Annotated in this window: 21 protein-coding genes and 6 pseudogenes; 23 read left to right on the top strand and 4 right to left on the bottom strand. The window is 54.2% G+C overall.

Translation table 11 applies throughout. The features are described 5' to 3' along the window. Positions 1-5 precede the first annotated feature (5 nt). A pseudogene (locus GKE73_RS20845) lies at positions 6-2,146 on the bottom strand (type I secretion system permease/ATPase). Between the two features lie 212 nt (positions 2,147-2,358). Between GKE73_RS20845 and GKE73_RS20840 the strand changes: the two are divergent. From GKE73_RS20840 to GKE73_RS20830, 3 genes and pseudogenes are all read left to right on the top strand, one after another. After that, positions 2,359-2,929: pseudogene (locus tag GKE73_RS20840) on the top strand (IS5 family transposase); the annotation flags it as partial. A 316-nt stretch (positions 2,930-3,245) separates the two neighbouring features. Beyond that, positions 3,246-3,716 carry a DUF4172 domain-containing protein gene (locus tag GKE73_RS20835; RefSeq protein WP_230371722.1) on the top strand — a complete coding sequence of 157 codons (471 nt, stop codon included), beginning with the start codon at positions 3,246-3,248 and terminating at the stop codon, positions 3,714-3,716. Continuing rightward, entirely contained in the window at positions 3,614-4,270 is a 657-nt protein-coding gene (locus GKE73_RS20830; protein WP_230371618.1) for a Fic family protein, read from the top strand. Before GKE73_RS20835 ends, GKE73_RS20830 begins: the two co-directional genes overlap by 103 nt. Before the next feature lie 321 nt (positions 4,271-4,591). Here GKE73_RS20830 and GKE73_RS20825 read toward each other — a convergent pair. Together GKE73_RS20825 and GKE73_RS20820 are read right to left on the bottom strand one after the other, a co-directional pair. Further along, positions 4,592-5,550, bottom strand: a protein-coding gene (locus tag GKE73_RS20825; protein ID WP_230371617.1) for an IS5 family transposase whose coding sequence is annotated in 2 segments (ribosomal slippage) — positions 4,592-5,478 and positions 5,478-5,550 — 960 coding nt in all. Because the reading frame shifts where the segments join, the coding sequence is not laid out codon by codon here. 66 nt (positions 5,551-5,616) lie between these two features. Beyond that, entirely contained in the window at positions 5,617-6,024 is a 408-nt protein-coding gene (locus GKE73_RS20820; protein WP_230371616.1) for a hypothetical protein, read from the bottom strand. Positions 6,025-6,378: 354 nt separating this feature from the next. Between GKE73_RS20820 and GKE73_RS20815 the strand changes: the two genes are divergently transcribed. The 7 genes and pseudogenes from GKE73_RS20815 to GKE73_RS25150 form a co-directional block, all read left to right on the top strand. Beyond that, positions 6,379-7,500 carry an anti-phage protein Upx-like protein gene (locus tag GKE73_RS20815; protein WP_230371615.1) on the top strand — a complete coding sequence of 374 codons (1,122 nt, stop codon included), beginning with the start codon at positions 6,379-6,381 and terminating at the stop codon, positions 7,498-7,500. A gap of 50 nt (positions 7,501-7,550) precedes the next feature. Beyond that, positions 7,551-8,635 (top strand): annotated as a pseudogene (locus GKE73_RS20810) (anti-phage protein Upx-like protein). Continuing rightward, on the top strand, positions 8,619-9,089 hold the full coding sequence (locus GKE73_RS20805; RefSeq protein ID WP_230371613.1) for an anti-phage protein Upx-like protein: 471 nt from the start codon (positions 8,619-8,621) through the stop codon (positions 9,087-9,089). The pseudogene GKE73_RS20810 and the gene GKE73_RS20805 overlap by 17 nt, the downstream one beginning before the upstream one ends. A 28-nt stretch (positions 9,090-9,117) precedes the next feature. After that, positions 9,118-10,194 (top strand): anti-phage protein Upx-like protein, encoded by a 1,077-nt coding sequence (locus GKE73_RS20800; protein ID WP_230371612.1) that lies wholly within the window; start codon positions 9,118-9,120, stop codon positions 10,192-10,194. Between the two features lie 1,082 nt (positions 10,195-11,276). Further along, positions 11,277-11,498 (top strand): annotated as a pseudogene (locus GKE73_RS26300) (GGDEF domain-containing protein); the annotation flags it as partial. Continuing rightward, entirely contained in the window at positions 11,479-11,811 is a 333-nt protein-coding gene (locus GKE73_RS26295; protein ID WP_376767467.1) for a GGDEF domain-containing protein, read from the top strand. The pseudogene GKE73_RS26300 and the gene GKE73_RS26295, both read left to right, overlap by 20 nt. 317 nt (positions 11,812-12,128) lie before the next feature. After that, positions 12,129-12,239, top strand: a pseudogene (locus tag GKE73_RS25150) (IS200/IS605 family transposase); the annotation flags it as partial. 1,063 nt (positions 12,240-13,302) lie between these two features. On the opposite strand, the pseudogene GKE73_RS20790 reads toward GKE73_RS25150, so the two are convergent. Next, a pseudogene (locus GKE73_RS20790) lies at positions 13,303-13,437 on the bottom strand (IS3 family transposase); the annotation flags it as partial. A gap of 195 nt (positions 13,438-13,632) precedes the next feature. Between GKE73_RS20790 and GKE73_RS20785 the strand changes: the two are divergent. The 13 genes from GKE73_RS20785 (at position 13,633) to GKE73_RS20725 (ending at position 25,113) form a co-directional block, all read left to right on the top strand. Next, entirely contained in the window at positions 13,633-14,130 is a 498-nt protein-coding gene (locus tag GKE73_RS20785) for a 3'-5' exoribonuclease (protein WP_230371610.1), read from the top strand. 372 nt (positions 14,131-14,502) lie between these two features. Further along, positions 14,503-15,285 (top strand): hypothetical protein, encoded by a 783-nt coding sequence (locus GKE73_RS20780; protein ID WP_230371609.1) that lies wholly within the window; start codon positions 14,503-14,505, stop codon positions 15,283-15,285. After that, a complete protein-coding gene (locus tag GKE73_RS20775; RefSeq protein WP_230371608.1) occupies positions 15,260-15,475 on the top strand; it encodes a P-loop NTPase family protein in 216 nt (71 codons plus the stop codon). The genes GKE73_RS20780 and GKE73_RS20775 overlap by 26 nt, the downstream gene beginning before the upstream one ends. Further along, positions 15,468-15,851: a hypothetical protein gene (locus GKE73_RS20770; RefSeq protein ID WP_230371607.1), complete on the top strand. Its 384-nt coding sequence runs from the start codon at positions 15,468-15,470 to the stop codon at positions 15,849-15,851. The genes GKE73_RS20775 and GKE73_RS20770 overlap by 8 nt, the downstream gene beginning before the upstream one ends. Next, positions 15,848-16,426, top strand: a complete 579-nt coding sequence (locus GKE73_RS20765; protein WP_230371606.1) for a hypothetical protein — start codon at positions 15,848-15,850, stop codon at positions 16,424-16,426. Before GKE73_RS20770 ends, GKE73_RS20765 begins: the two co-directional genes overlap by 4 nt. Before the next feature lie 194 nt (positions 16,427-16,620). Continuing rightward, entirely contained in the window at positions 16,621-17,007 is a 387-nt protein-coding gene (locus GKE73_RS20760) for an AAA domain-containing protein (RefSeq protein ID WP_230371721.1), read from the top strand. A gap of 52 nt (positions 17,008-17,059) precedes the next feature. Beyond that, positions 17,060-17,719, top strand: a complete 660-nt coding sequence (locus GKE73_RS20755) for a DEAD/DEAH box helicase (RefSeq protein WP_230371605.1) — start codon at positions 17,060-17,062, stop codon at positions 17,717-17,719. Positions 17,720-17,768: 49 nt separating this feature from the next. Beyond that, a complete protein-coding gene (locus GKE73_RS20750; RefSeq protein WP_312854601.1) occupies positions 17,769-21,140 on the top strand; it encodes a VPA1262 family protein in 3,372 nt (1,123 codons plus the stop codon). A 94-nt stretch (positions 21,141-21,234) separates the two neighbouring features. Continuing rightward, positions 21,235-21,876: a YkgJ family cysteine cluster protein gene (locus GKE73_RS20745; protein ID WP_230371603.1), complete on the top strand. Its 642-nt coding sequence runs from the start codon at positions 21,235-21,237 to the stop codon at positions 21,874-21,876. Positions 21,877-22,119: 243 nt separating this feature from the next. Next, positions 22,120-22,296 (top strand): DUF3606 domain-containing protein, encoded by a 177-nt coding sequence (locus tag GKE73_RS20740; protein ID WP_230371602.1) that lies wholly within the window; start codon positions 22,120-22,122, stop codon positions 22,294-22,296. Between the two features lie 296 nt (positions 22,297-22,592). After that, the gene (locus tag GKE73_RS20735) at positions 22,593-22,910 is read left to right on the top strand and encodes a hypothetical protein (RefSeq protein ID WP_230371601.1); all 318 of its coding nucleotides are present in this window, start codon (positions 22,593-22,595) and stop codon (positions 22,908-22,910) included. Between the two features lie 14 nt (positions 22,911-22,924). Then, positions 22,925-23,614 carry a type II toxin-antitoxin system PemK/MazF family toxin gene (locus GKE73_RS20730; protein WP_230371600.1) on the top strand — a complete coding sequence of 230 codons (690 nt, stop codon included), beginning with the start codon at positions 22,925-22,927 and terminating at the stop codon, positions 23,612-23,614. 1,157 nt (positions 23,615-24,771) lie between these two features. Beyond that, positions 24,772-25,113, top strand: coding sequence for a hypothetical protein (locus GKE73_RS20725; protein WP_230371599.1), 342 nt, complete (start codon positions 24,772-24,774; stop codon positions 25,111-25,113). The last annotated feature ends 12 nt before the right edge of the window (positions 25,114-25,125 follow it).

Genomic DNA, 25,125 nt, shown 5'->3' with positions numbered 1-25,125 from the left:
TTGTTTTATCCTTGCTGCAGGCTGTGAAGATGGGCGTAGTAACCATCAGGCTTGCGCAGTAGTTCTTCGTGCTGGCCGCTCTCGACGATCCGGCCTTTGTCCATGGCGATGATGCGATGGGCTCCCCGCACAGTAGACAGACGGTGGGCGATGATGATGACGGTACGGTTCTGGCAGATGGTGCGCATGTTCTGCATGACTGCACGTTCGGATTCGTAATCCAGTGCACTGGTCGCTTCATCCAGAATCAGGATGCGCGGATTGGTGACTAGGGCGCGGGCAATGGCGATGCGCTGGCGTTGACCACCGGATAGGCTCGCCCCATGTTCACCCACCATGGTGTCGTAGCCTTCCGCCAGCTCCATGATGAAGTCGTGCGCGCCCGCCAGCTTGGCTGCCTGAATCACACTTTCAAGCGGCATGCCCGGATCAGACAGGGCGATGTTGTCGCGAATGGAGCGGTTGAACAGCAGGTTTTCTTGCAGAACCACGCCGATTTGCTTAAGCGCAACCAGGCGGGTTCTGCCGGGCCAGATCATTGCCATCCACCAGCACCCGCCCACTCTCCGGTACATAGAGCCTTTGTACCAATTTTGTCAGCGTGCTTTTGCCCGAACCGGAACGGCCGACAATGCCTACGGTTTCACCAGGGCGGATATCCAGCGACAGTTGTTTCAGGATTTCCGGACCATCCGGCCGGTAACGGAAGACCACATCTTCGAAACTGATGCGTCCTTGAATTTGTGGCAAAGCAGCACGGCTAGCTTAAGCAGTTCGGTACGGGTATTGAGGATATCCCCTAGCCGCTCCACAGAAATCCCGACCTGCTGGAAGTCCTGCCAGAGCTGAGCCAGCCGGATAACCGGGGCGGCAACCTGGTAAGCCAACATATTGAACGCCACCAATTGGCCAACGGACAAATCGTAAGCGATCACCAGCCGTGCGCCCAGCCACAGCGTGGCGACGGTGACCAGTTTCTGGATGAGTTGTACGCCATGCTGGCCGATATTGGCCAAACGGGTTACCCGGAAACCAGCCGCCACATAGGCCGCCAGTTGCTGATCCCAGCGACGGGTCATCTGCGGCTCCACCGCCATGGCCTTGATGGTGCCGATACCGCTGACCGACTCCACCAGAAATGACTGGTTATCTGCCCCGCGAGCGAACTTCTCATCCAACCAGCTTGCGCAGTACCGGTGTCAGCGATGCCGACCACAAGGCATAGCAAGGCAGCGACACAATGACGATCAGCGTCAACCAGCCACTGTAGTAAAACATCACTGCCGGAAAACAAAGGAGAACAGCAGGTCCAGCACACTGGTAAGTGCCGGCCAGTCAGGAAGTTACGGATGTTCTCCAGCTCACGCATCCGCGCCACCGTATCTCCTACCCGCCGGGTCTCGAAATAAGACAAGGGCAGCGTCAGCAAATGCCGGAACAAGCGTGCGCCCAGCTCTACGTCGATGCGATTGGTGGTATGGGAAAACACATAATTGCGCAGGGTGGACAGAATGATATCGAACAGGGAAATCACCAGCAGCCCAACCGCAATCACATCCAGCGTGGTAAAGCCCCGGTGCACCAGCACCTTGTCCATGACTACCTGAAAGAACAAGGGAGTGATCAAGGCAAATAGCTGCAGGATGAAAGATACCCCCAGCACCTCCAGCAACAACTTGCGGTATTTAATAACAGCAGGCACAAACCAGGTGAAGTCAAAACGCGCCAGGCTGGCGGCAACGGAAGCACGTGAGGCCACCACCAGCAAACGTCCGCTATACCGTTCCGCCAGACTAGCCATATCCAGCACCACCGGCTTACCTTGTTTCAGGTCGTGGATCAGCACTTTGTCCTGATCCACCCGCGCGATGATGAAATGCTCCCCGGTTTGACTCAATGCCAATGCTGGCAGAGCGGCATATGCCAGCCGTCCTATCGGCTGGCATATGATGCGGGCTTTCAGTTCCAACGACTTGGCTGCCAGCAACAGCTCGGTTTCAGTGAAGGGTTGTCCACATTGACCATACTGGTGAATCAACTGGGCAGGATCGGCGGCTATCCCATGAAATTGCGCTAACAGTACCAAGCCGATGAGGCCGGTATCACTCAGTGGTTGCGTCTCATCGTCGGGTGTGAACTGCTGCATTTCGGCTTGAGGCATGAGAAGTGTCTTAACATTAACTAATAATTTGGCCTAGCTTACCTCAAAAAATATGACATTAAACTAATTTTTGTCACAAAAATAATACAAACAGTCATGCTTAAAACATGAAAGCGACACTTAAATACATTTACTTTTAACCATTTTTAATTTTTATAGGATATGTTGCACAAATCGAGGTTTGTGTGGCCGGTTGAATAACTGCATGTGCAAGCCCCCTCCTTCCCAAGTACCAAACCACCAACTGGCAAACCTACAACCAATCCCTCAAGCAACGAGGGCAGCTCCTTCTCTGGCTCGACAAAGGCATGAACTGGCAGGCGCCAGCCACAGGCATGGTCGAGAGCATGTTGCACCTGGCTGGACCGTTCCCGACTTCAGTACGCTTTCCCGCCGATAGAGAGACCTGCAGGTGCCATCCCGGCACAGAAGAAGCAGGGTTGTCTGCATCTCTTGGTGGATAGCACCGGCATCAAGATGATGGGTGAAGTCGAGTGGAAGGTGAAAAAGCATGGCGCTGATTACCGCTGCCAATGGTGCAAGCTGCATCTGGGAATTGATGCGCAAACGCTGGAAATCCGGGCAATGGAAGTGACCGATAATCGTACCAGCGATACCACGATGTTGCCGGAGCGGCAGCCCCAGATTCCTAAAGCGGAGCAACTGGTAACGGTGACAACGGATGGGGCGTACGACACGCGCCTGTGCCACGCGGCGATAGCAGCGCGTGGAGCTGCCTCCATCATTCCCTCATCCAGGAACTGCCAATTGAATCGCCTCTCGTTTACTAGATACATTTATGGCTGCCTCCAAAGTGGAAGCAGCCATTTCTCATCTGGTATGTGAAGGACTGCTTCGGCCGGGGTTGTGTGGAAACGAAATGAATGGTGGACCGTCCAATGTGTCCTTTGCGGTGAACTTGCCGAATAATCGCCGCATATTGCGCGGTGAATTGCTTGCGTTTTGCAGTGAAAGCTGGCCATAATCGCCGCATGAATTACGGTGATTACAAGTATGTCTGGCAGGCGCCGGACTGGCCGCACTGGCAGTACGACCTTGCTGTTCTGGCCGGACCTTGGCCGAGGTGAGCCGGGAGCAAGGCTTGTTGCTCGGGCGCCTGGCGGACGTCGGCGCGGCCTTGCGCGATCAGGCTAGCCTAGTGGCGCTGACCGAGGATGTCGTCAAAACCAGCGAGATCGAAGGCGAGCAGTTAAACGTCGCATCCGTCCGCTCCAGCATCGCCCGCCGCCTAGGCGTCGATATCGGTGCCTTGGCGCCGGTGGATCGGCACGTCGAAGGCGTGGTCGAGATGGTGCTCGACGCGACGGCAAATTGTCGGGAACCGATGTCTTCGGAGCGCTTGTTCGGCTGGCATGCCGCGTTGTTCCCAACCGGGTACTCCGGGCTTGCCAAGATCCGGTCGCAGCCTGGCGGGATGATGCCAGCGGACCAATGCAGGTGGTGTCGGGTCCCTTCGGTCGGCAAAAAGTGCATTACGAGGCGCCTCCGGCAGATCGCCTGCTGGTGGAGGTCGAGCGGTTTCTGGCGTGGTTGAATGCGGATTCCGGTGAGCCGTCCTTAATCAAGGCAGGACTCGGGCATCTCTGGTTTGTCACCTTGCATCCTTTCGATGACGGCAACGGGCGGATCGCCCGGGCAATTGGTGACTTGTTGCTGGCGCGTGCCGACGGCAGTCCGCAGCGCTTCTACAGCCTGTCCGCGCAGATCCAGCGGGAGCGAAAGGACTATTACGATATCTTGGAACGGACTCAAAAAGGGACGCTGGACGTCACCGCTTGGTTGCTCTGGTTCTCGGAAAGCCTGCAGCGTGCGGTAGATCAGGCTCAGCTGACGCTTGATGCCGTTCTCCTGAAAACGCGCTATTGGCAACGCTGGGCGACTCTACCGCTCAATGAACGGCAGGTGAAGGTGCTAAACCGCTTGCTGGATGGGTTCGATGGAAAACTGACCAACAGCAAGTGGGCCGCCATCGCCAAGTGTTCGCCAGATACGGCGCTGCGCGACATCAACGACCTGCTGGCGCGCGGAGTGCTGAGCAAGACGGGAGCGGGGGGGCGTAGTACCAGCTATGAGCTTGCGGACGGCTAGTGTCCGGTGAAGTAATCCTCATTTACTAGATACTTTGATGGCTTCTTTCCTAAGGAAAACAGCCATTTTTCGAGTTCTGCAATATCCACTTCTACTTCTACGCGTCGAACATAGGGAGTCCCCTCCCTTGTTAGTTTTCTTAGGGGCCGCGCCACAAATCCCTCCCTCATCTTTGCTAGGGAAGGTCTGAACAAGCCTGCATTTGGCTGAGCAACAGTACATCCCGGCTATGGGCCGACTTGGCAGTAAACCAATTTTGGCATCAATGGGTATGAATGGGCATTCGGGTGGCACTGGGAATGCAGCCCTTGCCTTTGCATTTCAGGCCAGCAACGCTTTTCTCGCCTGCCAGATATTGGATAGTGCGAACTGCATGTACAGCTGCGACGTGTTTTTGGCGAGGCCTTTGTATCTGACTTTGCTGAAACCAAACTGCTGCTTGATGACCCGAAACGGATGCTCAACCTTCGCCCGAATCTTGGCTTTGACCTTTTCAACGGTCTTGGCCCAGCCATCATCCTCACTGTCGGTCAGCACTTTGCGTTTACCCGGACGCATGGCAATCCAGCAACTCACATTACGGTTTTCATGCTCTTTACGCTTGTGCACGCCGACATAACCAGCATCGGCAAAGACATCCGTTTCATGGCCGTGCAGCAGGTGGTCGACCTCTGTGACGTCTGCTGCGTTGGCAGGCGTGGTGTGGACGTGATGAACCAGGCCTGACTGCGCATCCACACCAATGTGGGCCTTCATGCCGAAGTACCACTGGTTGCCCTTCTTGGTCTGGTGCATGTCTGGATCCCGCTCACCCTTGGCATTTTTGGTGGAGCTGGGCGCATTGATCAGGGTGGCATCGACAATGGTGCCTTGTTTGAGCGTCAGCCCTTTGGCGGCGAGATGCTGGTTGATGGTGTGAAACAGGGTTTCGGTGAGCGCGTGCTTTCCCAGTAGATGACGGAAGTGGAGCATGGTGGTCTCGTCCGGAACCGCTTCAATCGTTATCTGCGCGAAATGCCGCATGGAGGCGATCTCGTACAAGCTATCTTCCATGGACGGGTCAGACAAGGCATACCACTGCTGCAGGCAATAGATGCGCAGCATGCTGGACAAGGGATAAGGACGACGGCCATTGCCGGGTTTGGGGTAGAAAGGTTCGATGGCAGCCTCGAGTTTGTCCCAAGGCATGACTTTGTCCATTTCGGCCGGAAGATTTCGCGGCGGGTCTGTTTCTTCTTGGTGGACTGTTCGAGATCAGTGAAGTTCAGCTGCTTGCTCATCGCCATTCCTCGGTGCGGTGGGATGATGAATTTTAACGGGAAGGCCGGGACTTGTTCAGACCTTCCCTAGTCAACATTGCCGACAGTTAGGCTGACGGTATTCTGGTGCGAGTCGATGCTGGCTTTGGGATGTGATTGGTAGTCGGTTTTGGAGTGCGACTGGATGTCAGCATTGGGATGCGAACGTGTGTCTGTATTCATGCGAATACTCAATTGAGTATTCGCATCAATTCCGCCAGTAATTCTTACTTCAAAACCGCCATGCCTTCGCACCTGAAAGCCATCACTATCTCGCATTCCAAATCCGCAACGCATTCGCGTGGAAATGCCTCCATCCAACTCCGCATCACCGCCGGTTATCTTTGCTGAGCGCTCTTCGGTCGAAGCGGCTGACGATGCCATTGCGCGAGATTGACAGTTCTCGGCCAAATGCAGCCAGTCATTACTTGGGAGAGCAGATGTTGAATGTTTCAATTGAATGGTCTAACTGGATGCCCTGAAGAATGGGGGGGCCCAGATTTGCTTATCGCGACCGGTGAGAATGCCAACGTCAATCTGGTCTATCCCAGTCCCGGTGGGCTGTAAGATAAGACTGGTTCTGGAGGAAAGCCGCCTGTTTCTGATGGAAAAACAGCCCGTTTCGGCTGTCGATCAGTCTGTTTCTAGTGAGCAGGCGGCGGTTTGGCCTTTGCGGGCATTTATGCCAAAGGGTTACAATGACCCCTAGCTTAGGGGGCCACCGTCTGGCCAACTTTAAATTGCCCCAGTTCCCTGATTGCTGCCTCACGTAAAGTCGAGCTAGCACAATCATCTTGCTTGGAGTTCCACTTGAACGAGCACCTCCCTTCGCCGGATTGGCATTCTTTTCTTGAGACAATGTCCGAGCAGGTCGCTTGGGCAAACTCTGAGTGGTCGTTCGATGATATCGCGAAGGACAACACTGGACTTGTCGCCGAGCTCGCCAGCTTCGAACGGGACGGCACAGTGGCTTTGCTTGCCAGCCTTCTCACCCTCCCCGCACATCAGTCCGAGTGCTTGCGACTTGAGTTTCTCGCTGTCCTTGCCCTCATTTACTGTAAGGGCCAGCAGGCCGCTACGGTCGACGATGCACGGCGATGGTATGCAGCCATCGGCGCGTCGAACAGTGTCAGTGGGGAGGACCCCGCAGAAGATGTGTTCGTCTCCCTTGTTGAGAACGAGAGGGGGGGATTACCGGGTACTAGAAGGGGTGTGGGAGGCAGCAGGCTTTTATACACAGCTGATGGTCGACATTGTCTTCGACATGCCGGATGCCGCTATCGCCCGCTCAAGCGCGCCGTTCAGGCACTCCTTCGCCTTTCGGACGTCGTCTGTGCTCGCTCTGATCTCCACCGTTTCGAGCCCGGTGGTCAAAACACCACCGACTCACTTGAGACCGGCGATCTTGATGCGGACGTGCTCCGCTCACGTGTCATGTTGACCAATGGCGTGCTAAAAGCGGCGGGCGTGGCAGTCGCAGATCTTGCTCTCTTCATTCTCGACCACACACAGATTTCCACTCTTGGCAGCCAGGTGCCCGGGGCAGGAGTGCTAGAGGAACGGCCACTGCTCCAAACGCGGGAGGGTCTTGTCGTCGTTCTGCCCACAGCCCTTTCCATCGCTCTTCGCCATGCGGTGATGGCATTCGCCATGCGGATGGGAGAGTTGAGTAACCTCGACAAGGCGCTGGCCAATGCGTACTCTCGCACCTTTTTCGAAATGCCGGTCTTCGGCAGCGGCGGACGGTTGCGGGTGTCCCGGCAGCAGTACAAGATGACTAGATCGGCGCTCGTCACCTCCTCGGTCGATGTGGGGCACTTTATGATGCTCCAATTCGTCTTGCCCCCCATGCAGCAGCACCCAAGTACAGGTTTCAGCGGCATGGTCAGGCTTGATGAGGAGACCGCGAATTTCCTTGACACCGGGTTGTAAAGAACAGCGTTGATTTGGCCAACCAACCTGGCTTTCAGCGTGGCCTAATCGTGCGCGTCGGTTGTGGCTGGGGTGCGGGCTTTGTCGGCACGGTACCCCAGCAGTTGCCCGAGGGATGGCAGTTCGAGTTTATGTCTAGTGCGGATTTTGTCCGCATTGGGTCTCTATCTGAGATGTCCCCGCTTGCCTTCTGGCGTGTACAGGACGCGAAAGAGATAATTGCACGAGCCGGTGTGCAACTCATTAACGTTAATGGCATCCTCAACCTTCTTGGCTGGGTTCGTAGCAATGACGGCCACATGGTGCCCCACGGCGAGTTGCCGGAGGGGCGTATCACGCCCGAGAGTCCGCTGATGCTGATGATTCCGACTAATCTGCTCCGTGACGTACGCATGGCAGCAGACACGGGATATGACCGGCATAGTACCCAAGACAACAGTGGCAAGTGGCACCGGGTAATGCGGCCGTCAGCGGAGGATTTTTTCCCGACCGAAAGCGAACGCAAATGCTACGCGTCCATCGATGAGCTTGACGCCCAACGTCTGACCTGTGTGTATGAAGGACAAAGCAATCTGTGGGTGACGATTGAAGCCCCCAGCATGCAAGATCGCTTACTCCAAGTCGAACTTACCAAAATGGTACACGTATGGCTTGGGCGGATTGGCCGGGCACTGGAAACGTTTAGTGGGACGACGACCAGAAAATCCGTTAAGGTCTACCTACATTTTTCGGATGGCGACGACATCGGCCGATTCGAGACGGAGGCAGTTCCCCGTGATCTGAACACCTTCTGGCGACTCGAACGTATCCGTGAACAGGGGGCGCTTCGGGTAGTACTCCGGACGGGTATCTTGCTGGTTTTCGTGCGCCGGACAACCGTGCAGAACGTGCTCTTGTACGCGCACTCAGCACCGCATTCTCTACTCTTCTTCGGATCGATTCACCAGTCGACAAGGCAATCGCCGTTGAGCAGATGGCTGTTCCCAATGACACAGCGCGCAGCTTCCACCTCATGCAGACGTTCGACTTCAGTGACTATGTGGGTAGCTCGCTGACCCGAAGTCTTTTGACCATCGAGAACGTCGAGTCGGGTGCGGCCCGAATTGAGCTCGGGTGGCGTGCAGTTGCAGCTTAGCGCACCAACACGGTACGAAGGCAAGAAGGCGGTCGGGAGGCTCCTCAACGACGTGGTGGATGTGCTCCTCCGTGACATGCAGGGCGAACTTTCCCGCTTTGATCGCAAGAAGACTCTCATGCGTCTTCTTGAGAACTGCGAGCGGGCACGCAAAGACCAGAACCACTGGCACCGCACGGCCGCAGCGGTCCTCGGCCTGCATGCTGGTGAGGAGGGTGTCGAGGCGACGATTGCCAATCAATTGGGACGTTTTGCCGGGGCGGCACTCACATCCCGGCTGATCATCGAACTGGCCATCTGCGTGTGCCCCCCAGACGGTGGGATTGAGCCCTCCGACATGGCACTCGGTCGGCTCCTTGCACGCGCGTCACTGCTCTTTCGCATCGGTGGCATGTCGGATGCGGTGCGCTTCGGCGCGCTGCTTAACCGTTGTCGGCATCTCGCCCCCGGGTGACCTTATCTTCCGCGACGAGCTTGGGGAAATGGTGCTCGAGCCCCTACTTTCGAAGGCGACCAACGAACGGTTCGAAGCGCATGCTGCACGATTCGAGCGGCACTACGCAAAGACTGGCGAGGCGGAAGACGAGAACGACAAGGCAGACCGTGCTGACGACGCCAAGATCGATGACGAGACCATGTCCTTCCTTGCTTTCTGGAAGGCTGAGATGGGCTTTACGCTCGAAGAAGGTCTCCGCTTCATTGATGCACTCGAGCAAATCGGCATGGAGCAACACTCGGCGATTTTCGAGATGAAAAGGAGCCAACTAGAGGTCGTTGGCAAATCGGCTGGGCTCGACGATAACATCGCTGGCGCGTTCCTCGACCAGTTCGTGCTCAGAACGCGCTCGAAGTGGGATGAGGTGCCAAGCGGCTTTGACCTTTCAGATATCTATCCTTGGCGGTTTGGGCGGCGCCTATCAGTTGTTGCTCGCCCCTTGTTGCAGATGGACGAAAGCCATGACCCGTTGGTGATCGTAGCGCCCGGGCTCCTACGCACGTCCCTGCGGTACGTCTTCGAAGGGGCGCATACTGGGAGGCTCAAACGAGAGTTCTTCCGTACGGAAGGGATGCGGGACGACTGGTTGGGGGAAGCTCGGGAAGGACACACCTTCGAAAAGACCTTGGAAAGTGGACTCCGTGACGCTGGATGGACTGTCCGGCGCGGCATCGGCTTTCCGGAAGTCTTAAGGCGAAAACTGTCAACAGACCCCGGCGACATCGATCTTCTCGCTTGGCGCCCGGACCGCAATCAGGTGCTCATAATCGAATGCAAGGATCTTTCACTTACCCGAAACTACTCGGAAGTCGCCTCCCAGCTCGCCGAGTACCAAGGCGATGACATAAATGGCAAACCGGACAAACTCAAAAAGCATCTGAAGCGTGTAGCGCTCGCACGGGAGAACCTCGCTGACATGGCTCGGTTCACGTCCGTGACCGATCCTGAGCTTGTGTCCTGGCTTGTCTTCAGTGGTGCGTCCCCAGTCGCTTACGCGCAGTCGCAGATCGCTGCACTGGAAGGTACCCATGTCGGGCGACCGAACGACCTTCTTGAATTCTGATGGAAGGTAACCGGTTCGTCACTGCGTGATGGGATCGCTGTGGGCATTCGTAGCGATCGACCCACGCGTGCCACTTTCAACCTAGCCGTTCTCAAGCACAGCGACATTGTCCGTACGACTCACGCGGGAAGTAGCATGGCATCGCTTTCAACTTGACTATCGACTTGCAGATATTCCTAATGTAGGGGGGCTCTGGCCACTCATTCAATAGTGGTCGGGGACAATCAAAGATCCAACCAGACCGGTTGTCCGCTCAGCCAAACCTTGCTCGTGCTGTGAAATCGAGAGCACAAGCATTTGGATGGCCGACCGGCGACGTGCAGCGCACGCAATACCTCTTCAGAGACCTGTTCGTGCCGATGGTGTTCTATTTCCAGTGCCTGTCGGCATAGGGCAGGATTGCCTACAGGGGACGGGACAGTCCAAAGAATCAACAAAAATGGACAAGAAACCAACGGTCACCCTCACCCAGAAGATCAATTGGAGGTTGACACTATTTGCCTGACTGCTCTGTTTGAGCGTGCTCGCAAGGCAACGATGTTGTCGCCGATAGGCACAGGATTCGTCTTCTGGCTGGTACACGATGTCGTGGCGGCGAAGCTCGTGCTGGCCTGAATCATCATCAATACTTTGCCAGATGTCATTACCTTCGTTCTAACTTCGAGTCTGATAAAGCGCCCACTCCACAACCAGCAGATAACCTATTGGCACAACTTGCAGATCGCCCTTCGTTCCTTGCAGGGATTGTGCTGGGGGTCCGCCGTAATTTTCTTCCATGTGGCGGGGCCAGATTCCTTGGTTTACGACATGACCATCTTGGTGGTGTTGGTTGCCGTTTCCGCCGCCCAAGCATCGTCAATACGGCCCCTTCATTTCGTACCTCGTTTGGTTTTACCTTCTGCGTACTCATAATCCCGATCTGCTATTACTTCTGGTTGGGCGACCCGATCTATATCAAGCTGGCTACTGGCTCGACCATACTGCTGCTGGTCATACTCCAATTTGGGTGGGATGCTTACCAACAGTTCGTCGATGGTGCGAAACAGTTAGTGTTGAATCGACGAATCTCCCTACAACTGGAAATGCGGAACAATGAGCTTGATGAGCTCAATAGACAGCTCAGTGTTACTGCCACTCACGACAGTTTGACTGACCTGTACAACCGGCATTTCATCGTTGCTCAATTGAAGCAACAACTAGATCTTTTTAGGCGTCATGGCAATCCATGCAGCATCGTTCTGATGGATATCGATCGGTTCAAACAGGTCAACGACCAGTTTGGGCATGCCTCGGGCGATGAGGTACTGGTTGTCTTCAGCTTCATGGACGGAGTCGCAAATACGATTAGGCGATACTTTCGGACGCTATGGAGGCGAAGAATTCTTGCTGATCTTGCCGATGACAGAATTGCCCTCTGCACTGAGTCTTGCCGAACGCATACGTGGTTATTTGGCAAGTACGCCTCTGCTAGAGCATCCTCGACCTTTGACGATTACAGCCTCATTCGGCGTTGCACAAATAAAGGCCAACGAATCAATCGATTCTTGGCTTATCCGAGCCGATAAGGCACTTTATCGCGCCAAGGAAAATGGTAGAAACTGCGTAATGGGTGATTAATTTCGACCAGAACTTTTAAGGGAGCGCGGCGTCTTCTCGTGTGTTCGATAGGGTGCCCTCACCCTCATGCCAGTCAACCAAAACTGGCCTTTTTTGATAGTGTGCCAACCGCGGATTAGCAACAACGACCGGGTAATTGCAGTTGATTTAGAGTAATGCACTATTTACGGACGTATTCCGCATTTTTACCGCTATTTTTCCGGCTAAGACCTTTTCATAACGCAAACTCTATCAAGAACCGATAAGTCTGGACGTATTTCGCAACAACCTCTCCTTAAGTTGGACATTTCATCTTTGACATCCTCCCCGCCCTCTCGCTGCGCAAGGAACGGCCAGATATCCAGAAACGCTACCGGAAAGGCGTGCAGTGATCGCCGTCCTGCTTCGCCTCATTCTGTGGTGGAGCACCGATTTCCATCGTGCGCTAGTACATCGAAAGCAGACACCACACTGAAAGGCAAAGACGGCTACGGCGTCCGCGCTATCCTTCCCCGCCTTGAACGGCGGGGCTTGTCGCGCTCCGGGTAAACAGATGAGGCGCCCCCTAGACCAATATTAAAACTCATTGATCGGTTTTTTTGCCATAGGCGGAACCGATTTTTAGGTTGTTTTCGGATACAGAGGAGCGCGTGGACTCTTTACTGATGCGGCTTTCCGGGTGGTTTCGGATACTAACGGCATACTAACGGAAATTTCCGAACGCAGAAAACAGCTTGACACGTATATATAACAACCCGAAAATCCAGATCACGATCAGTGCTCGAAGTTTGAGCCTCGTAGCGAGTCAAGCGCTCGCCTTAACCTGTAAGTAACCTCTAGCGCTCCAGCGCAAACCATCCATCGTTAGGCTGATGGATTCGTGTCGTGCCACGCACATAGGGTTCATCCCCTCTACGGCGTGCGTCAAAGCTGCAGGATTGAACGACAGTCATCTTCTGCTATACAGCAGACATACCACCAAAAAACATTGACGCTAACTCCCAACTGATACGCAACGCTGCGCATCTCATCGTGCATTCCTAGCTAACCTCGCAACGGAATGCTGGGTCGCCCTCATGGGGACGCCAACGGTGTTGGGGAGAACCGCCTGCCAAGCGGAAAAAGCTGAAATTTGAGCCCTTACGCAATGCAATAAGGGCGGCGCTCGTGTTGACGCTAATATTCAACACGCTGGATCTGGGAGTTTCCGCAGATGGCTGCATTAGCCCGTTATGGGAGTAAGAACCCACAACGCCACGAGTTTATTTAAGAACACTCTTTGGCAAGCAATACTCTGGCTAAAGCCATCTATTTAGCCTTCCCGGCGGTGCGAATCAGAAGTTCGTGAACACGCGCGCAAGAATATTCGATGGCTCGAATTTCTCGAGTACGGTCATCGGCATCGGGTGAAAGTGGTGCCACTGGTAAGACTGGATATGGACCTACAATCACGAGTGTCTATCGCACTCGGTAGCATGACACTGGTATGTCCCGCTCTCCGTGGACAGCGGGTTAAGCACTCAGCACTAAGCGACGTCGCTCGTATTCAACCGGGGTGACATACCCCGCGGTCGAATGACGTCGTTGGTGATTGTAAAAGCGGATGTAATCAAATACATCCGTACGCGCCTCCTCATAGCTCCGGTACGGGAGGAAGTCTGCTGCCCGTGCGCTGATCAACCGAGGGGTATGGCCCGTAACAGGTCCTGAGGTCGACGGGGGAACGACTTATCTTTTCTTGCGTTCCGATGTCGAGGCATTTCAGAGGCAGCAAGCCCAACTTTTTGGGGATGACGTCCAAAGAGATTTATCGTGCAATGTACTCGGAGAAGGAGACCAAATATGTTGATTTTTCTCGATACTGAGTTTGCCGATTTCGACGACCGCGAGCTGATCAGCATCGGCATGGTGTCCGAGGACGGTCAGCACGTTTTCTACGTGGAGCTAGAGGACTTCGACCGTGATCGCTGCAACAACTTCGTACGCACAACAGTCTGGCCCCTGTTGGGCCAGACACATGGTGCAATGGTCAAGAAGATCGACCTACCGGATCGGTTACGCAGCTGGTTCGACACGCTGCCAAGAAAAATTACGATAGCTTGCGATAGCTCTTATGACCGTGAGGTATTGGGCGCAGTAATCGGCAGGCCGTGGCCAACTAACTTGGTAGGCTGGTTCGACTTACGCCCGCTGATCGATACGACGGTTTTCGACCAAGCTGTGAGCTCTTATCACGATCAACCAGATCGGCCATGGCATCATGCCCTACACGATGCTCATGCCCACAGAGCGGGTTGGTTAGCTTGGATGGACAAACGCAGGCGGGACGACCCTAGTTAGGAATGAGAAGCTGGCCCAAAATGGCACAGCACAACTCGTATTTCATGAAAAACGGGACAGTTCAGCACCTAACAGGATACCCTTATAACATATGTCATTTCAATAATATAATTTAGCAATTTTGCAGATAAAACGTAAAAGCATATGCTCCGATTTGAACGGTGAGATCCAAACTTGAGCTCCACAAACGACGAACCCATACGTATCCTGCGCTTTTGGCGCGACCTAGAGATTTTCAATATCCCGGCCGCCCCTACCTCCCGAGATTCCAACGACCTAACGAAAATCTCCACGCTACGGTGCCGTAACTCACGTAGAAATACCCTACCTTGGCGGCAAGCCGAATTCATACCCACAGACAAGTTTGGCTACGTGCACGTCGTCTATCTGGGGGTCGCTGACACGGAGGATCTATCTCGACTGTTGCTCAAGAGCCTCCTTCCGGACCGCGACCTAAGCGAGCAGGAACGCCAACGCGTAACTGGTAACGGTTGGCTGGCCGCATTCGTGGTAGATGAACTGGGTCGGCCCAAACTCGACAGCTACCTACCCGCCAGCTTCGCGCACGGTGTGGCAGCTATGCGGGAAACAAAAGCACTGGACAACATCAACGCTCGTCTTGAGCGGGCGAAAGAGGAATTTGCCCAGCGCCGTCATCAGCTCCCAGCAAACCAGAAACAGGAAGATGGCAGTACGAATACTGCGAGTCGTGCTTCGGCCGAGGCCATTCTGGATTGGAAGGAACTCGATGAGGAGCTGCGCATCGTGGGCAGCCTGCTCGGCGAAGCTGCGAACGAGCCGAGTCTGGACTGGCGTGTTGTCGTGCGGACCAGTCGAGTCAAGCGGCGCTACCCGGATGACGGCCTGCAAGGCGCGACCGATTTCCTGAACTCGTTCTACTTGAATGACCTCGATCGATTGATCGCTCAGGCAGAAAAAAAATACCCCTTTGGCAAAGCATTGGGGGCTTATCTCGGGCCAGCGCTGACAGAAGAGCAGCGTGTCGATATTCTCACTGACAACACCGCTATGGCGGGGCTCGTCAGTGCGAAGCGCTTGCCCAGCGCACGATGGCTTAACTTCCCCCAAACACCCGCTCGTCCTCGCGCAGCAGGCAGCAGTTTCGCAGGTGGTGAACTCGCTTGGCAAGGCTGAGGGACTCATCGGCGTTAATGGCCCTCCAGGAACTGGCAAGACCACGCTTCTATGCGACGTCATCGCCGAGATCGTCACAGAGAGGGCGCGGCGAATCGCGGCGCTGGATCGCCCGGTTGCTTTGTTCGAGGACAAGATAACCGTTACGGGCAAGGGTTTCTTTCCTCTAAAAGCCGATGTGGTTGCTTAAGCACATCAATCGTTGTGACCAGTACGAACAACAATGCGGTCAAGAACATCACCCAGAGTTGCCCGCACGCAAGAAGGTCGCAGACGAGTTCAGTTCGGTGGACTATTTTGCGGATGTCATGTGCGAAGTCTTTCGAGCACAGAAGGTTCTGGACGAGAACAAAGAACCCATCGAAACCCGGGGACGATCGCCGCCGCCCCGGGCAATGCTGGCAACCGGCGCTCGTTCGCACAAGGCTTCTTTCGCGACGAATACCTGCCCCAACGTCAAGCAGATGGAACTAAGGCGCAGGGAGAGGAACAACTTGCTTACGCTGATCTGGCAGATGAAGAAACTGAAAAACCATCCACTGCAGATGATCGGCCGCCGTCAATGAAGCAGCTTCTCGAAGCGGCATCAGATCAGTACTGGCGGTACCGGGACGAATGGCAGAAGGCCAAGCAGGCATTTCTGGCGCTCCGTGCGGAATTTGAGAGCTGTCGCAAGGTGCTGGAGCGGGCTGAGAAGGCTGCCCAGCACATCGACGACGAGCAAAGCCGGTTGAGCAGCCTTTTGGCCGAAGAGCAGGCACCTAGCCGGGACATCCAAGCCCGCGAGCTGGCCCTTGCACAACAACGCGTTGCTGTGGCTACCCAGCGCACTGTCGTCGAAGGTAATCGGGTCGTACTGGAGCAACTACGTGCTGGCACGCCACGCAACCTGTGGGACCGCCTGATGGGGCTGTTTGGCCGCGAGACGCGCCGGATGGCAGACTTACGACAGTCCCCGGAGGCGCGGACGCAAGCTTTGGCTGACGCTTCGTTTGCCCTCGCGGAAATGTCCAAGGAAGTAGCGGTATCCGAAGCCCAATTGGGACAGCGACAAGAGCAGCAGAAAGCTGTTTCCTCCGGGCGAGTAGCGCTGGAGCGCGAACTGGAAGCCCATCGGCGAGCGCTGCAAGCTACGCAATAGGGGCCAAGCACTTCCCCGATACGCAGTTCTGGGCCTTGCTTAACCGATACACGTCACCGCGCCAGCATCACTGTCGGCCCCAAGTTGGATGAACTGCGCGCTAAGCTCTTTCTACTCGCAGTCGATCTTCACCGCCTTACCGTGTTGGCCAACGCTTAAGCAAGTTCATCGCCAACCTGCGGGCGGTGAATGGCATGCTAACCGGCGGCTCGAGCGACAAGCTGTCTCCCGAGCACCGTCCGCTGCTGTGGGATGCCCTCTTCTTCGTTGTACCCGTCGTTTCCACGACCCTTGCTTCGTTTGATCGGCTATTCGTTGGCATGGGGAAGAACAGCCTTGGCTGGCTGCTGATCGACGAGGCGGGTCAGGCCACGCCGCAGTCGGCGGCGGGTGCGATCTGGCGCAGTCAGCGTGCGGTTATCGTCGGCGATCCCTTGCAGATTGAGCCGGTTTTCACCGTTCCACGGAGCCTGGCTGAGGAGCTGCGACGCCGCCACGACGTAGCAACGCACTGGTCGCCCATAGACGAATCCGTGCAGACGTTGGCGGATCGTATTACGCCTTTCGGCTCCCCGGGTTGAGAAAACCAGTAGTTCATCCTCGAACGACACGCCTGAACGTCTGTGGACTGGCATGCCGTTGCGCACCCACCGCCGCTGCGATGACCCGATGTTCTCGGTGGCCAATCACATCGCCTACGCCGGGCAGATGGTGCAGGGTCGTGTCGACGAATCAGGCAAACCTACGCCCCGGGACTTCTCCTGCAGCCTAGGTGAAAGCGCATGGTTTGACGTGCGCTCAAGCCGCGTAAATCACCCCGTTTCAGAGGATGAAATCGCCTGTCTGCTCGACTGTCTGGCGCAGTTACAGCGAGAGAAAAGTGGCAAGACCAAGGTCTATGTGATCTCGCCTTTCCGCAAGATCGCTCAGGCGTGCCGGAAGCGTGTCAGCGACGCGGGATTTGGTGGTATCGAATGCGGCACCGTCCACACCTTCCGTGGCAAAGAGGCGCACATCGTCTTTCTGGTTCTGGGTACGGCCCCGCGCCAAGCTGGTTCGGGCGCCCGAAGCTGGGCGGCAAGCAAGCCGAACCTGCTCAACGTAGCGGTCACCAGAGCACAGTGTCGACTGTACGTAATTGGTGATGTTACCCAATGGGGGCAGCTGAATTATTTCTGGAACCTGCTATATCAGCTGCCAAAGAGAAGCGTCGAGGCTGCGCGAGAAAATGGCGACTGTCAGGAAAGTTGGTCCAGACACGTCGATATCCAAGAGTTGATCCCGGAGGAGTAGTGGACTGCCACGGGTCGATTGAGACGATCATAAGTTGTCGGAAAAACAGATGGTAAACAACAATAGAATGCGGAATGGTACTTGTAAGGAATCTATAGTTCCTGTTCTCGATGACCTTCTTAATGACGGCCGACTTACACGGCTGTTCTCGAAGGAGTCCCGCAACTGTGCGTTGCAGCTGTGGATCTTGCAGATCAAGTCCGATCAATCGATTGAAAATCTCATAGCTTATGGCCGCCTGCTCCCTTATAGCCATTCCAGCGACCGCTGGTACGCTCCTGACGACGAGAGCTTCGAGGCCATAGGTGGATGTCAGATTCAAGTCGTCCGACTAAACCTGTACATCAAAAGTACCATCTGCGCAGACTTTTTACGGCAATTGAGTGCCGGACGAACCCTTGCAGCAATTAGCGAAGACATGAAAATTGGGTGTTCAGCCAAGTTTAGATCACGATTCGGCGCAACGGCACTCCCTGCAAATCATCTGGTCTACCGTCCTGTTGCCTATTTGCTCAACCGCGATGCATATGACCGGAACTCTCTCTCCAGTCCACATGGTGGGGCTGGAGCATTCAGCGCTTCGATAACCCAAGCAGACAAGGTGACGATGTTCTGTCTCGAACAAGGCTGTGACGTCGCCTTAGCCGAATCGGTAATCAAGCACCTCAACGTCGATACAGGGCTGGACTTCGGTGGAGCTGACGCCACTCGCTTTGGGGACCTTGAACTACTAGTCTTTCCTGCACTGGATGATCTTGAACGACCCTTGCTAAGTGTGAACTGGACCCACGCTCCACACGCCCCGGTCGCTCGATTTGATCCTATGCAGATACCGTACTTTAGCGGTTTTCAGTTCCGTCTGAGCATAGAGAATAACGGCCAAATTGCTTACGCAGCTCTCGCTACTGCAGAACGCAGTACGGAGGGTGTGTTCGAATGCAAATTCGAGCTGAGCGACCAGTTGCACGCTAGAACCGACAGCACTGAACTGGAGATATTCGGCTTCTACGGTGACCAATCCCGCGAGAGCACTCTGTGTTGCCGATGGAGGATCGGGTACATTCGAGAGGTCCATCTTCAGGGCCATGCGGTAGGCCACAAAACCAACCCGGTCAAGTTCGATTGGTTGGAAAAAACCACTCATCCATCCGTGTCTGGGCGGGTGAAAGCAGCACTGACGATCAATCGAGGCGACCTAGGATTCACCAACCTTATTGGTGGGCGCGAGGTGGACCCTTGGGTTCCGGCTAACCGCGATCTCATTTCCCTTTTTGCACGGCTCCATCCACCGAAGTCAGAGGGGCAGTTCTTCCTGCGCTGGGGGGAGGGAAACGGCGAGGGCCTTCAATTCGTGGAGTGGTTCAAGGCGATGCTGGCAAAGTACCATCAGCATCAGATAGTAATTTTCGATCCCTATTTTGAGGCTGCCGGTCTGGGGTTAGTACTACTTTGTGCGGCCCAAGAAGCCGACTATATTGTCTTCACGTCTCTACCCAAGCCTGCCGGTGAAGGCCGAGCTATGCGTCGCAAATCCGACAGATATCCTCAGGAACGGATTAACAACTTGCTGGCAAACTGTGAGCGCAACAGCCCTTTACTAAAACCCATCAAACTACGCATCTATGGCCTAAAGGACGGCAAGCTACATGATCGCTACATCCTGATCATGGGGCAGGACAAGTTACCGATTGCCGGATTCCATCTATCCAACTCATTTCAAGCTGCAGCCCAAAATCAACCATTGTTGGTCACTCCAATCCCTGCAGATATTCTGCTCAAGGTTGAGCAATACAAGTCTGAGCTGGTTCGGGATGCAACAGAAGCACAGCCCGAAGGTGAAACTGAAACTCCATCGATGCGACTTCTCTTCGATTCCACAGCGTCTCCGACGGTGCCTCGACACTACGAGCCTCTTGGCTTCCTTGAGAAGGTCCAAGCAGGCGATGTACTAAGCGCATGGACCGGCGAGCTGTCGTTACATGGCCTAAGCAGCAAGCCGTTGAAAGAGCAGATGATCGTGCTGGGTCAGCTTAAGGATGACTCGCTTGTGCTGCCAGTAACGGCTAGCCTGCGTAAATTCCTAAAACAGCAAGAAGGTAACTTTGAGGGCTTCTCGGCGACATGGGAGGTGCTCGGCGAGGTGCTCGCCTATTCCCGTACCGAGAACCACTACGATCACGGGCTCGAATCTGCGCGTGACTTTCTGGAGTTCCTAGCTCAGTTTCTAAAAGAATCGTTCAACCGTGTGCATAACGAGGTAGATAAGGAGTTGGCAGTGGCAGAGGTCCGGTTCTTTCAGGACCCAGTCGAGGCCCTGCTACATAGCCCTTATTACCCACATCACTTGTCCCATCCGACAAAATTCACAGCCCTGACTTGGTCAGAGTACTACGCCATCAAGTTTCTGTGGTGGTACTTCCCAGACGCTCTGCTGGTAATCGCCGAAGCACAGATGGCTTGTGTGCCAATCGAGCCACAAGGCCGGGACGTGGTGAAGCTATCCCTATTGAGCCAGATCGTCAGTGAGATTTCACTGTCAGTGCAGTTTGACATCAGCAAGGGACAACGAGATCGGCTCGTTCGCAGTAGCAACGGCTTGCTACAGTGGATGGGACTGAACGCAATTGAGCAGCAGCTGGAAAAACCGGGAGGCCTCACCATCGTGCTGCAGTTGGTTGCCGCTTTTGCCTACCCCGAGCAGGTACGGGCACTGAGCTGGATGATTCATCGTGCGACAAGGGACCCGAAGAAAGTCGAGATCTACAACGGCCTAGTTGCAGCTCTACATGAGGTACTGCCGCCGACAATTCCCGCTGACGATCTAAGACATGTGGTTGACTCGATGCGCGGGCATATGCGAGAACTGACCCGGGCTGAGCCTTGGTTATTCCGAGATGTAATCTTCCCCTTGTTGCGGGATGACCGCGCCAACAACGATGATGCCTTCGAAATCTGGCGTGAGGAACTGGCTGCTTTGCTGGAGCCTAAACCTAGGCACCAATCGCGGCTGTTTGAGCTCGCTCGAGAGGGCCAGACGACCAACATCACCGCCTTCCTGTTTGCATACAGCAGCCCCGAACGACAACAGGCTAGCCTGAAATCAATGCAGGATATCCTGAAGTGGCAAAGGAGGATTGTGCAACAGCCTCTCGCCAGCACATCTGACTGGACCCGGTGGGATGATGCCCTAGTAGTATCGATGTGGATCCTGACCTTTGCCCGGTGGGGCCAGTACTACCTATACCAGCGCAGCATTACCAGTCATGAGCTGGACGAGCTGTCACGGTGTGCTAGCGCACTTGCACTGATTAGACCTATGGAAGAATGGCGATCAAGGGGGGACCCCAGCAATCCCGGCCAGCTTGCCTCGTTTCTAGATCAGGTGGAAACTCTCCCGGCCTCTCGCGACGAACCAAAATAAAGGTACGTCAGGTCTTGATCATGAACTTAACCCTTTGGGGACACTACCCATGGACTTTTCGCCTTCTATGAATAGAAGAAAGCAGGAGATGTGAATGAATGAGCTGATCAGGACTGCTAAGCAGCCCCCCTGCGACGAGGTATCTCAGGAGCCTTTGGCCCAGAGGAATATTCAAACCGCAAAGGCGAATAGCGAGAAATTCCCGGCAGCCATTCCTGCCAAGATCAAGCAACGCGAGGATACAATCCAACGACAGCTATCTCTGGAGAATGCATCCGCTTTCAGTAAGCTGAGGAAACTGTATCACCTGCTAAACGAATTAGGTGCCATCGCAGCACCGTACATCGCCTGCGGGAAAGGCTGTTCTGCTTGTTGCCACATGAACGTGATGGTATCTCAACTAGAGGTAGCGCTTATTGAGAAAGAAGTGGGTGCAAGACCCGCTCCTTTGCAGGGTAGCAGAGTACATAATTTGGAAACTTTCAATGGTGTCCCTTGCCCCTTCCTGACCGATGGAGCTTGCTCGATTTATGAGGTTCGCCCTTTTGCCTGTCGAAAGCATATGAACTTTGACTCCTCGGCATACTGGTGTGCTCCGGATCGGTCACACAAGGTGGAAATGCCACTTGTAGAGTACTCAAGTGCTGAAAGTGCCTATCTGGGGTTGACGCGCATTTGGGGAAATGGGTGCTTTGCAGATATCCGGGATTTTTTCCCTTTGACAGTCCAATCATAGGGCAGGATTGCCTACAGGAACCGGGGCGATTCACCCCTGATGAAGCAGTGTTCAAACTTGCTTATCGTGGCCGACTAAAATGCCAACGTCAATGAAAAGCCTCCATGATAAGGTCATTTGTCTAATCAAAACATTTCAACTTGCCTCTTCCCGGACAGAGTTGCAATGTATTCCTTCTTGAAAAACCCTGAACAATTCCCAATATGCATGAAGCCACCACACCGCCACTAAAGGAGTATTTTCATGCCGGACAATTTGAAGATTACGCGCCCTCTGGATGCCACCAGGATCAACATTCATGAGCCGTACGAAGTCAATTACTGGTGCAAGGAGCTTGGTGTGAGCAAAGATACGTTGATTGCAGCAGTCAAGGCGGTTGGGACCTCCGCAGCCCAAGTACGCTCACACCTTAAAAAATAGCGCGGACTATTGCTAGCCACCCAAGCGGGTGGCTTTTTTTGCCCCCCTTCACGTTCAACGACAACGAAGTGGTGGTAGCGACCCGTCTCGAAGAACTACGCAATTTGATGCGCGCCAAGAAAAAAGACGAGGTCGAAGTGCCACCAGAAGATTGGCGCCATGAATCGCCCCTCCTTTCCTAGATATCTCATGAGCCACTACCCTGAACTGCCCATGGCGGGTTCAGTCTAGGTCCAATTTGTGCAACGAATCGAAAGGCTAGTAAAATGACTTTTCGATTACAGTCCAGAACCCGCATGTCTTCTATCGTTATCAACTATTACGAACACTACGGTAATACTAGCCAGCAGACGCTACTTGGAACGGAGGTTCTCGATCGGATTGAGGAGGCATTGCTACCTACGAACCCAGAGTTTGTGACTGATTCGATTACAGGCGAGTGGCAGCAAGAAAAAATCTTCATGTCGAAGAAATTTGTCGGCCGAGTTGAATATCGGTGGCAAGTCTTGCAAGTAGCGGGGCATAGTGACGTGATAACCCATCAATTGGTCTTTGATGTTGCCCTCACGTCACGACGCCGGTGGAAAAAGATCGATGCCTCACGCAAATTATGAAACAGCGGAAAAAGTTGCAAAAGCAGATCCTGCAAGCCTTTTTACGCCCATTTCATCTAGTTGAGGTGGAATACGGCCACCCCATGTCGATTGGCAAAGTAACTGGGGAGGTAAAATCAAACAAGCGCTACCCAGAAAGCTTCCAACTTGGCAGCATGCCCAAACGCCGTTTGGCGATCGTGCTAAAAGCAACACAGCGGAAAGCGACTGGCTTGGTGCAAGTAGTTCCGATCTCATCGGTGCAACCATCTGGACACGATCAGTCTTGTGTAGAAGTGACAGACATGATTGCCCCCTTCGGATTCTCCAGTTACAAGAAGCAGTGTTGGGCGATCTGTGGCATGGTTGAACATGTGTCTGCTACCCGTATTTTCGCTCCTGAGATCGATTTTGGGGGGCGAAAGCATCCCCCTAGCTTCAAAGCCGTACTGAAAGGTGAGGATAAAAAAAGCATCCAGCGTGCTCTCGTTCATGGCGTAGAGGCACAAGCTGTGGTCGAAGAGAAAAATGACCAAATTGCACTGCGTGACAAACAGATTATCGAGCTACAGAAACAGTTAGAACAGTTACAAATGCAGTTAAAAACTGCAGAAATTCATGAAGCTATAGCACGGGAATATTCTGAAATACTTGAGGACAACTTCGAGGATGCTGTAGCCAGAAGGATAATGTCTGAGATGGCTTGCAGTGTTTCGGACGCCTAAATCTGACTTGACATTCACGTTGAGTCCATGTAAGGTTACGCCATCGGGTACAACGAAATGCGGACAGTGCCGTGTTGTACCGTCGGCCCTAAGAAGCCCACTGATGATGTCCTTAGTTAAAGCAAAAACCGCCTTCTGGCGGTTTTTGCTTATTCATTTCTGATGTTCATCAGTCTAACTTCAGCTGTCCCTACATATGCCATTGACGGCTTTGTTGCACAAATCGGGGCTTGTGTACGTCCGGTAGAATGATAGCATGAGCAAGCCCTCCTTCCTCCCAAGTACCAGACCACCAACTTGCATGCCTACAACCAGCCCCTCAAGCAACGAGGGCAACACTTTCTTTAGCTCGATAAAGACATAAACTAGCTGGCACCTACCACAGGCAAACGGGGACGGCAGCCAACTTTCTCCGACGCCACAAGCCACAGGCATGGATTGGACTCTAAAGTGACGTGCAACTCAATACAGGGAGGACGTCGGAGGCACAGCGCGAGATTTTCATGGTCATCGACGTGGGCGCTTAAGCACCACCGACTTTGGTGTCTTCCTGCTGCAACACAACCCGGACAAGGAGGTCTGCCTGACACGCATTATCCTCGGGCACGATTGAATACCTGCCAGAAGCAGGCAACCGGGTAGATGACCTGTTCAAGTTTTACGTATTGAACTCCGAGGGCATCGATCCTGCAGTGCTGAGGGTAGAAGAAACCTACCCGCAGTTTGCTCCCCAGTACCCCCAACTCGCGGTTGCGATAGGCGGCGCTGCGCCAGACCTTCCGGAGCAGGGCGCAATCTTTGCAGATTTCAAAGGACTCGGCGCGAGAACTTACGCGTGATCTCGCTCCTGTGCCCATACATCCATCAAACACTTGGTCGACTGCTTATCCCCCCCAACCATTCTTGGTGGACTGTCCCGGAAGTTGAGGCAGTCCATCCAGCTTAAGTTAGTGTCCACTGAAAGACCACGGCGAATTTATTGCAAAATGAAGCCCGTTCAGATAGATTAAGCGTAGCTATATCCTGCTTAGGGTATGGGCCCTGCACACGGGGTTGAGCTAGCCCGAGTCGGACAGTGTGTAAAACCAATTTTTCGCATGTACTTTCATGTCAGCGTTAGGCGTTAATCGGGCTGCCTGCTGATATTAGGAGAGCACATGTCCGTATCCCATATTGTGGATAGTCTTCGTCACGCCGCCGAGGAAGTTGGTATCTCGGCTGATCCGATGACTAAGGCACGAAACTTCGTTGCCAACCTCTTGTTTGACCGCAACTACGACCAAGTTAAGGCTGCCGAAAATGCTCGGAAATTTGTTCAGCCCCAGCTTGATCCATTACGTACGGCCAAACTAATCCAAGAGAGCCCCCATTTCGCCCCATTGGCTAAGTTCTGCATCGCGCACTTTGATGCATTTATGGGCCATTACGAATTCATCGAATCTGTCTCTTCTACCAATCAAGCTATTCGCCGGGGCTTATTCCGCCGCCCCCGAAAGTGACACTTGAACAGG

Origin of the sequence: Paludibacterium denitrificans (genome assembly GCF_009707705.1) — a bacterium.
Taxonomy (GTDB): domain Bacteria; phylum Pseudomonadota; class Gammaproteobacteria; order Burkholderiales; family Chromobacteriaceae; genus Paludibacterium_A; species Paludibacterium_A denitrificans.
This window is presented reverse-complemented; position numbering and strand designations above follow the sequence as displayed.

What these genes read in the sequence shown, in the direction of transcription:
- GKE73_RS20830 (WP_230371618.1), top strand. Translation starts at nt 3,614, where the DNA reads ATGCAGGTGGTGTCGGGTCCCTTCGGTCGGCAAAAAGTGCATTACGAG.
- GKE73_RS20800 (WP_230371612.1), top strand. Translation starts at nt 9,118, where the DNA reads ATGGTGCTCGAGCCCCTACTTTCGAAGGCGACCAACGAACGGTTCGAA.
- GKE73_RS26295 (WP_376767467.1), top strand. Translation starts at nt 11,479, where the DNA reads ATGCCTCGGGCGATGAGGTACTGGTTGTCTTCAGCTTCATGGACGGAG.
- GKE73_RS20785 (WP_230371610.1), top strand. Translation starts at nt 13,633, where the DNA reads ATGTTGATTTTTCTCGATACTGAGTTTGCCGATTTCGACGACCGCGAG.
- GKE73_RS20765 (WP_230371606.1), top strand. Translation starts at nt 15,848, where the DNA reads ATGAAGCAGCTTCTCGAAGCGGCATCAGATCAGTACTGGCGGTACCGG.
- GKE73_RS20760 (WP_230371721.1), top strand. Translation starts at nt 16,621, where the DNA reads ATGCTAACCGGCGGCTCGAGCGACAAGCTGTCTCCCGAGCACCGTCCG.
- GKE73_RS20755 (WP_230371605.1), top strand. Translation starts at nt 17,060, where the DNA reads ATGCCGTTGCGCACCCACCGCCGCTGCGATGACCCGATGTTCTCGGTG.
- GKE73_RS20750 (WP_312854601.1), top strand. Translation starts at nt 17,769, where the DNA reads ATGGTAAACAACAATAGAATGCGGAATGGTACTTGTAAGGAATCTATA.
- GKE73_RS20745 (WP_230371603.1), top strand. Translation starts at nt 21,235, where the DNA reads ATGAATGAGCTGATCAGGACTGCTAAGCAGCCCCCCTGCGACGAGGTA.
- GKE73_RS20740 (WP_230371602.1), top strand. Translation starts at nt 22,120, where the DNA reads ATGCCGGACAATTTGAAGATTACGCGCCCTCTGGATGCCACCAGGATC.
- GKE73_RS20735 (WP_230371601.1), top strand. Translation starts at nt 22,593, where the DNA reads ATGTCTTCTATCGTTATCAACTATTACGAACACTACGGTAATACTAGC.
- GKE73_RS20725 (WP_230371599.1), top strand. Translation starts at nt 24,772, where the DNA reads ATGTCCGTATCCCATATTGTGGATAGTCTTCGTCACGCCGCCGAGGAA.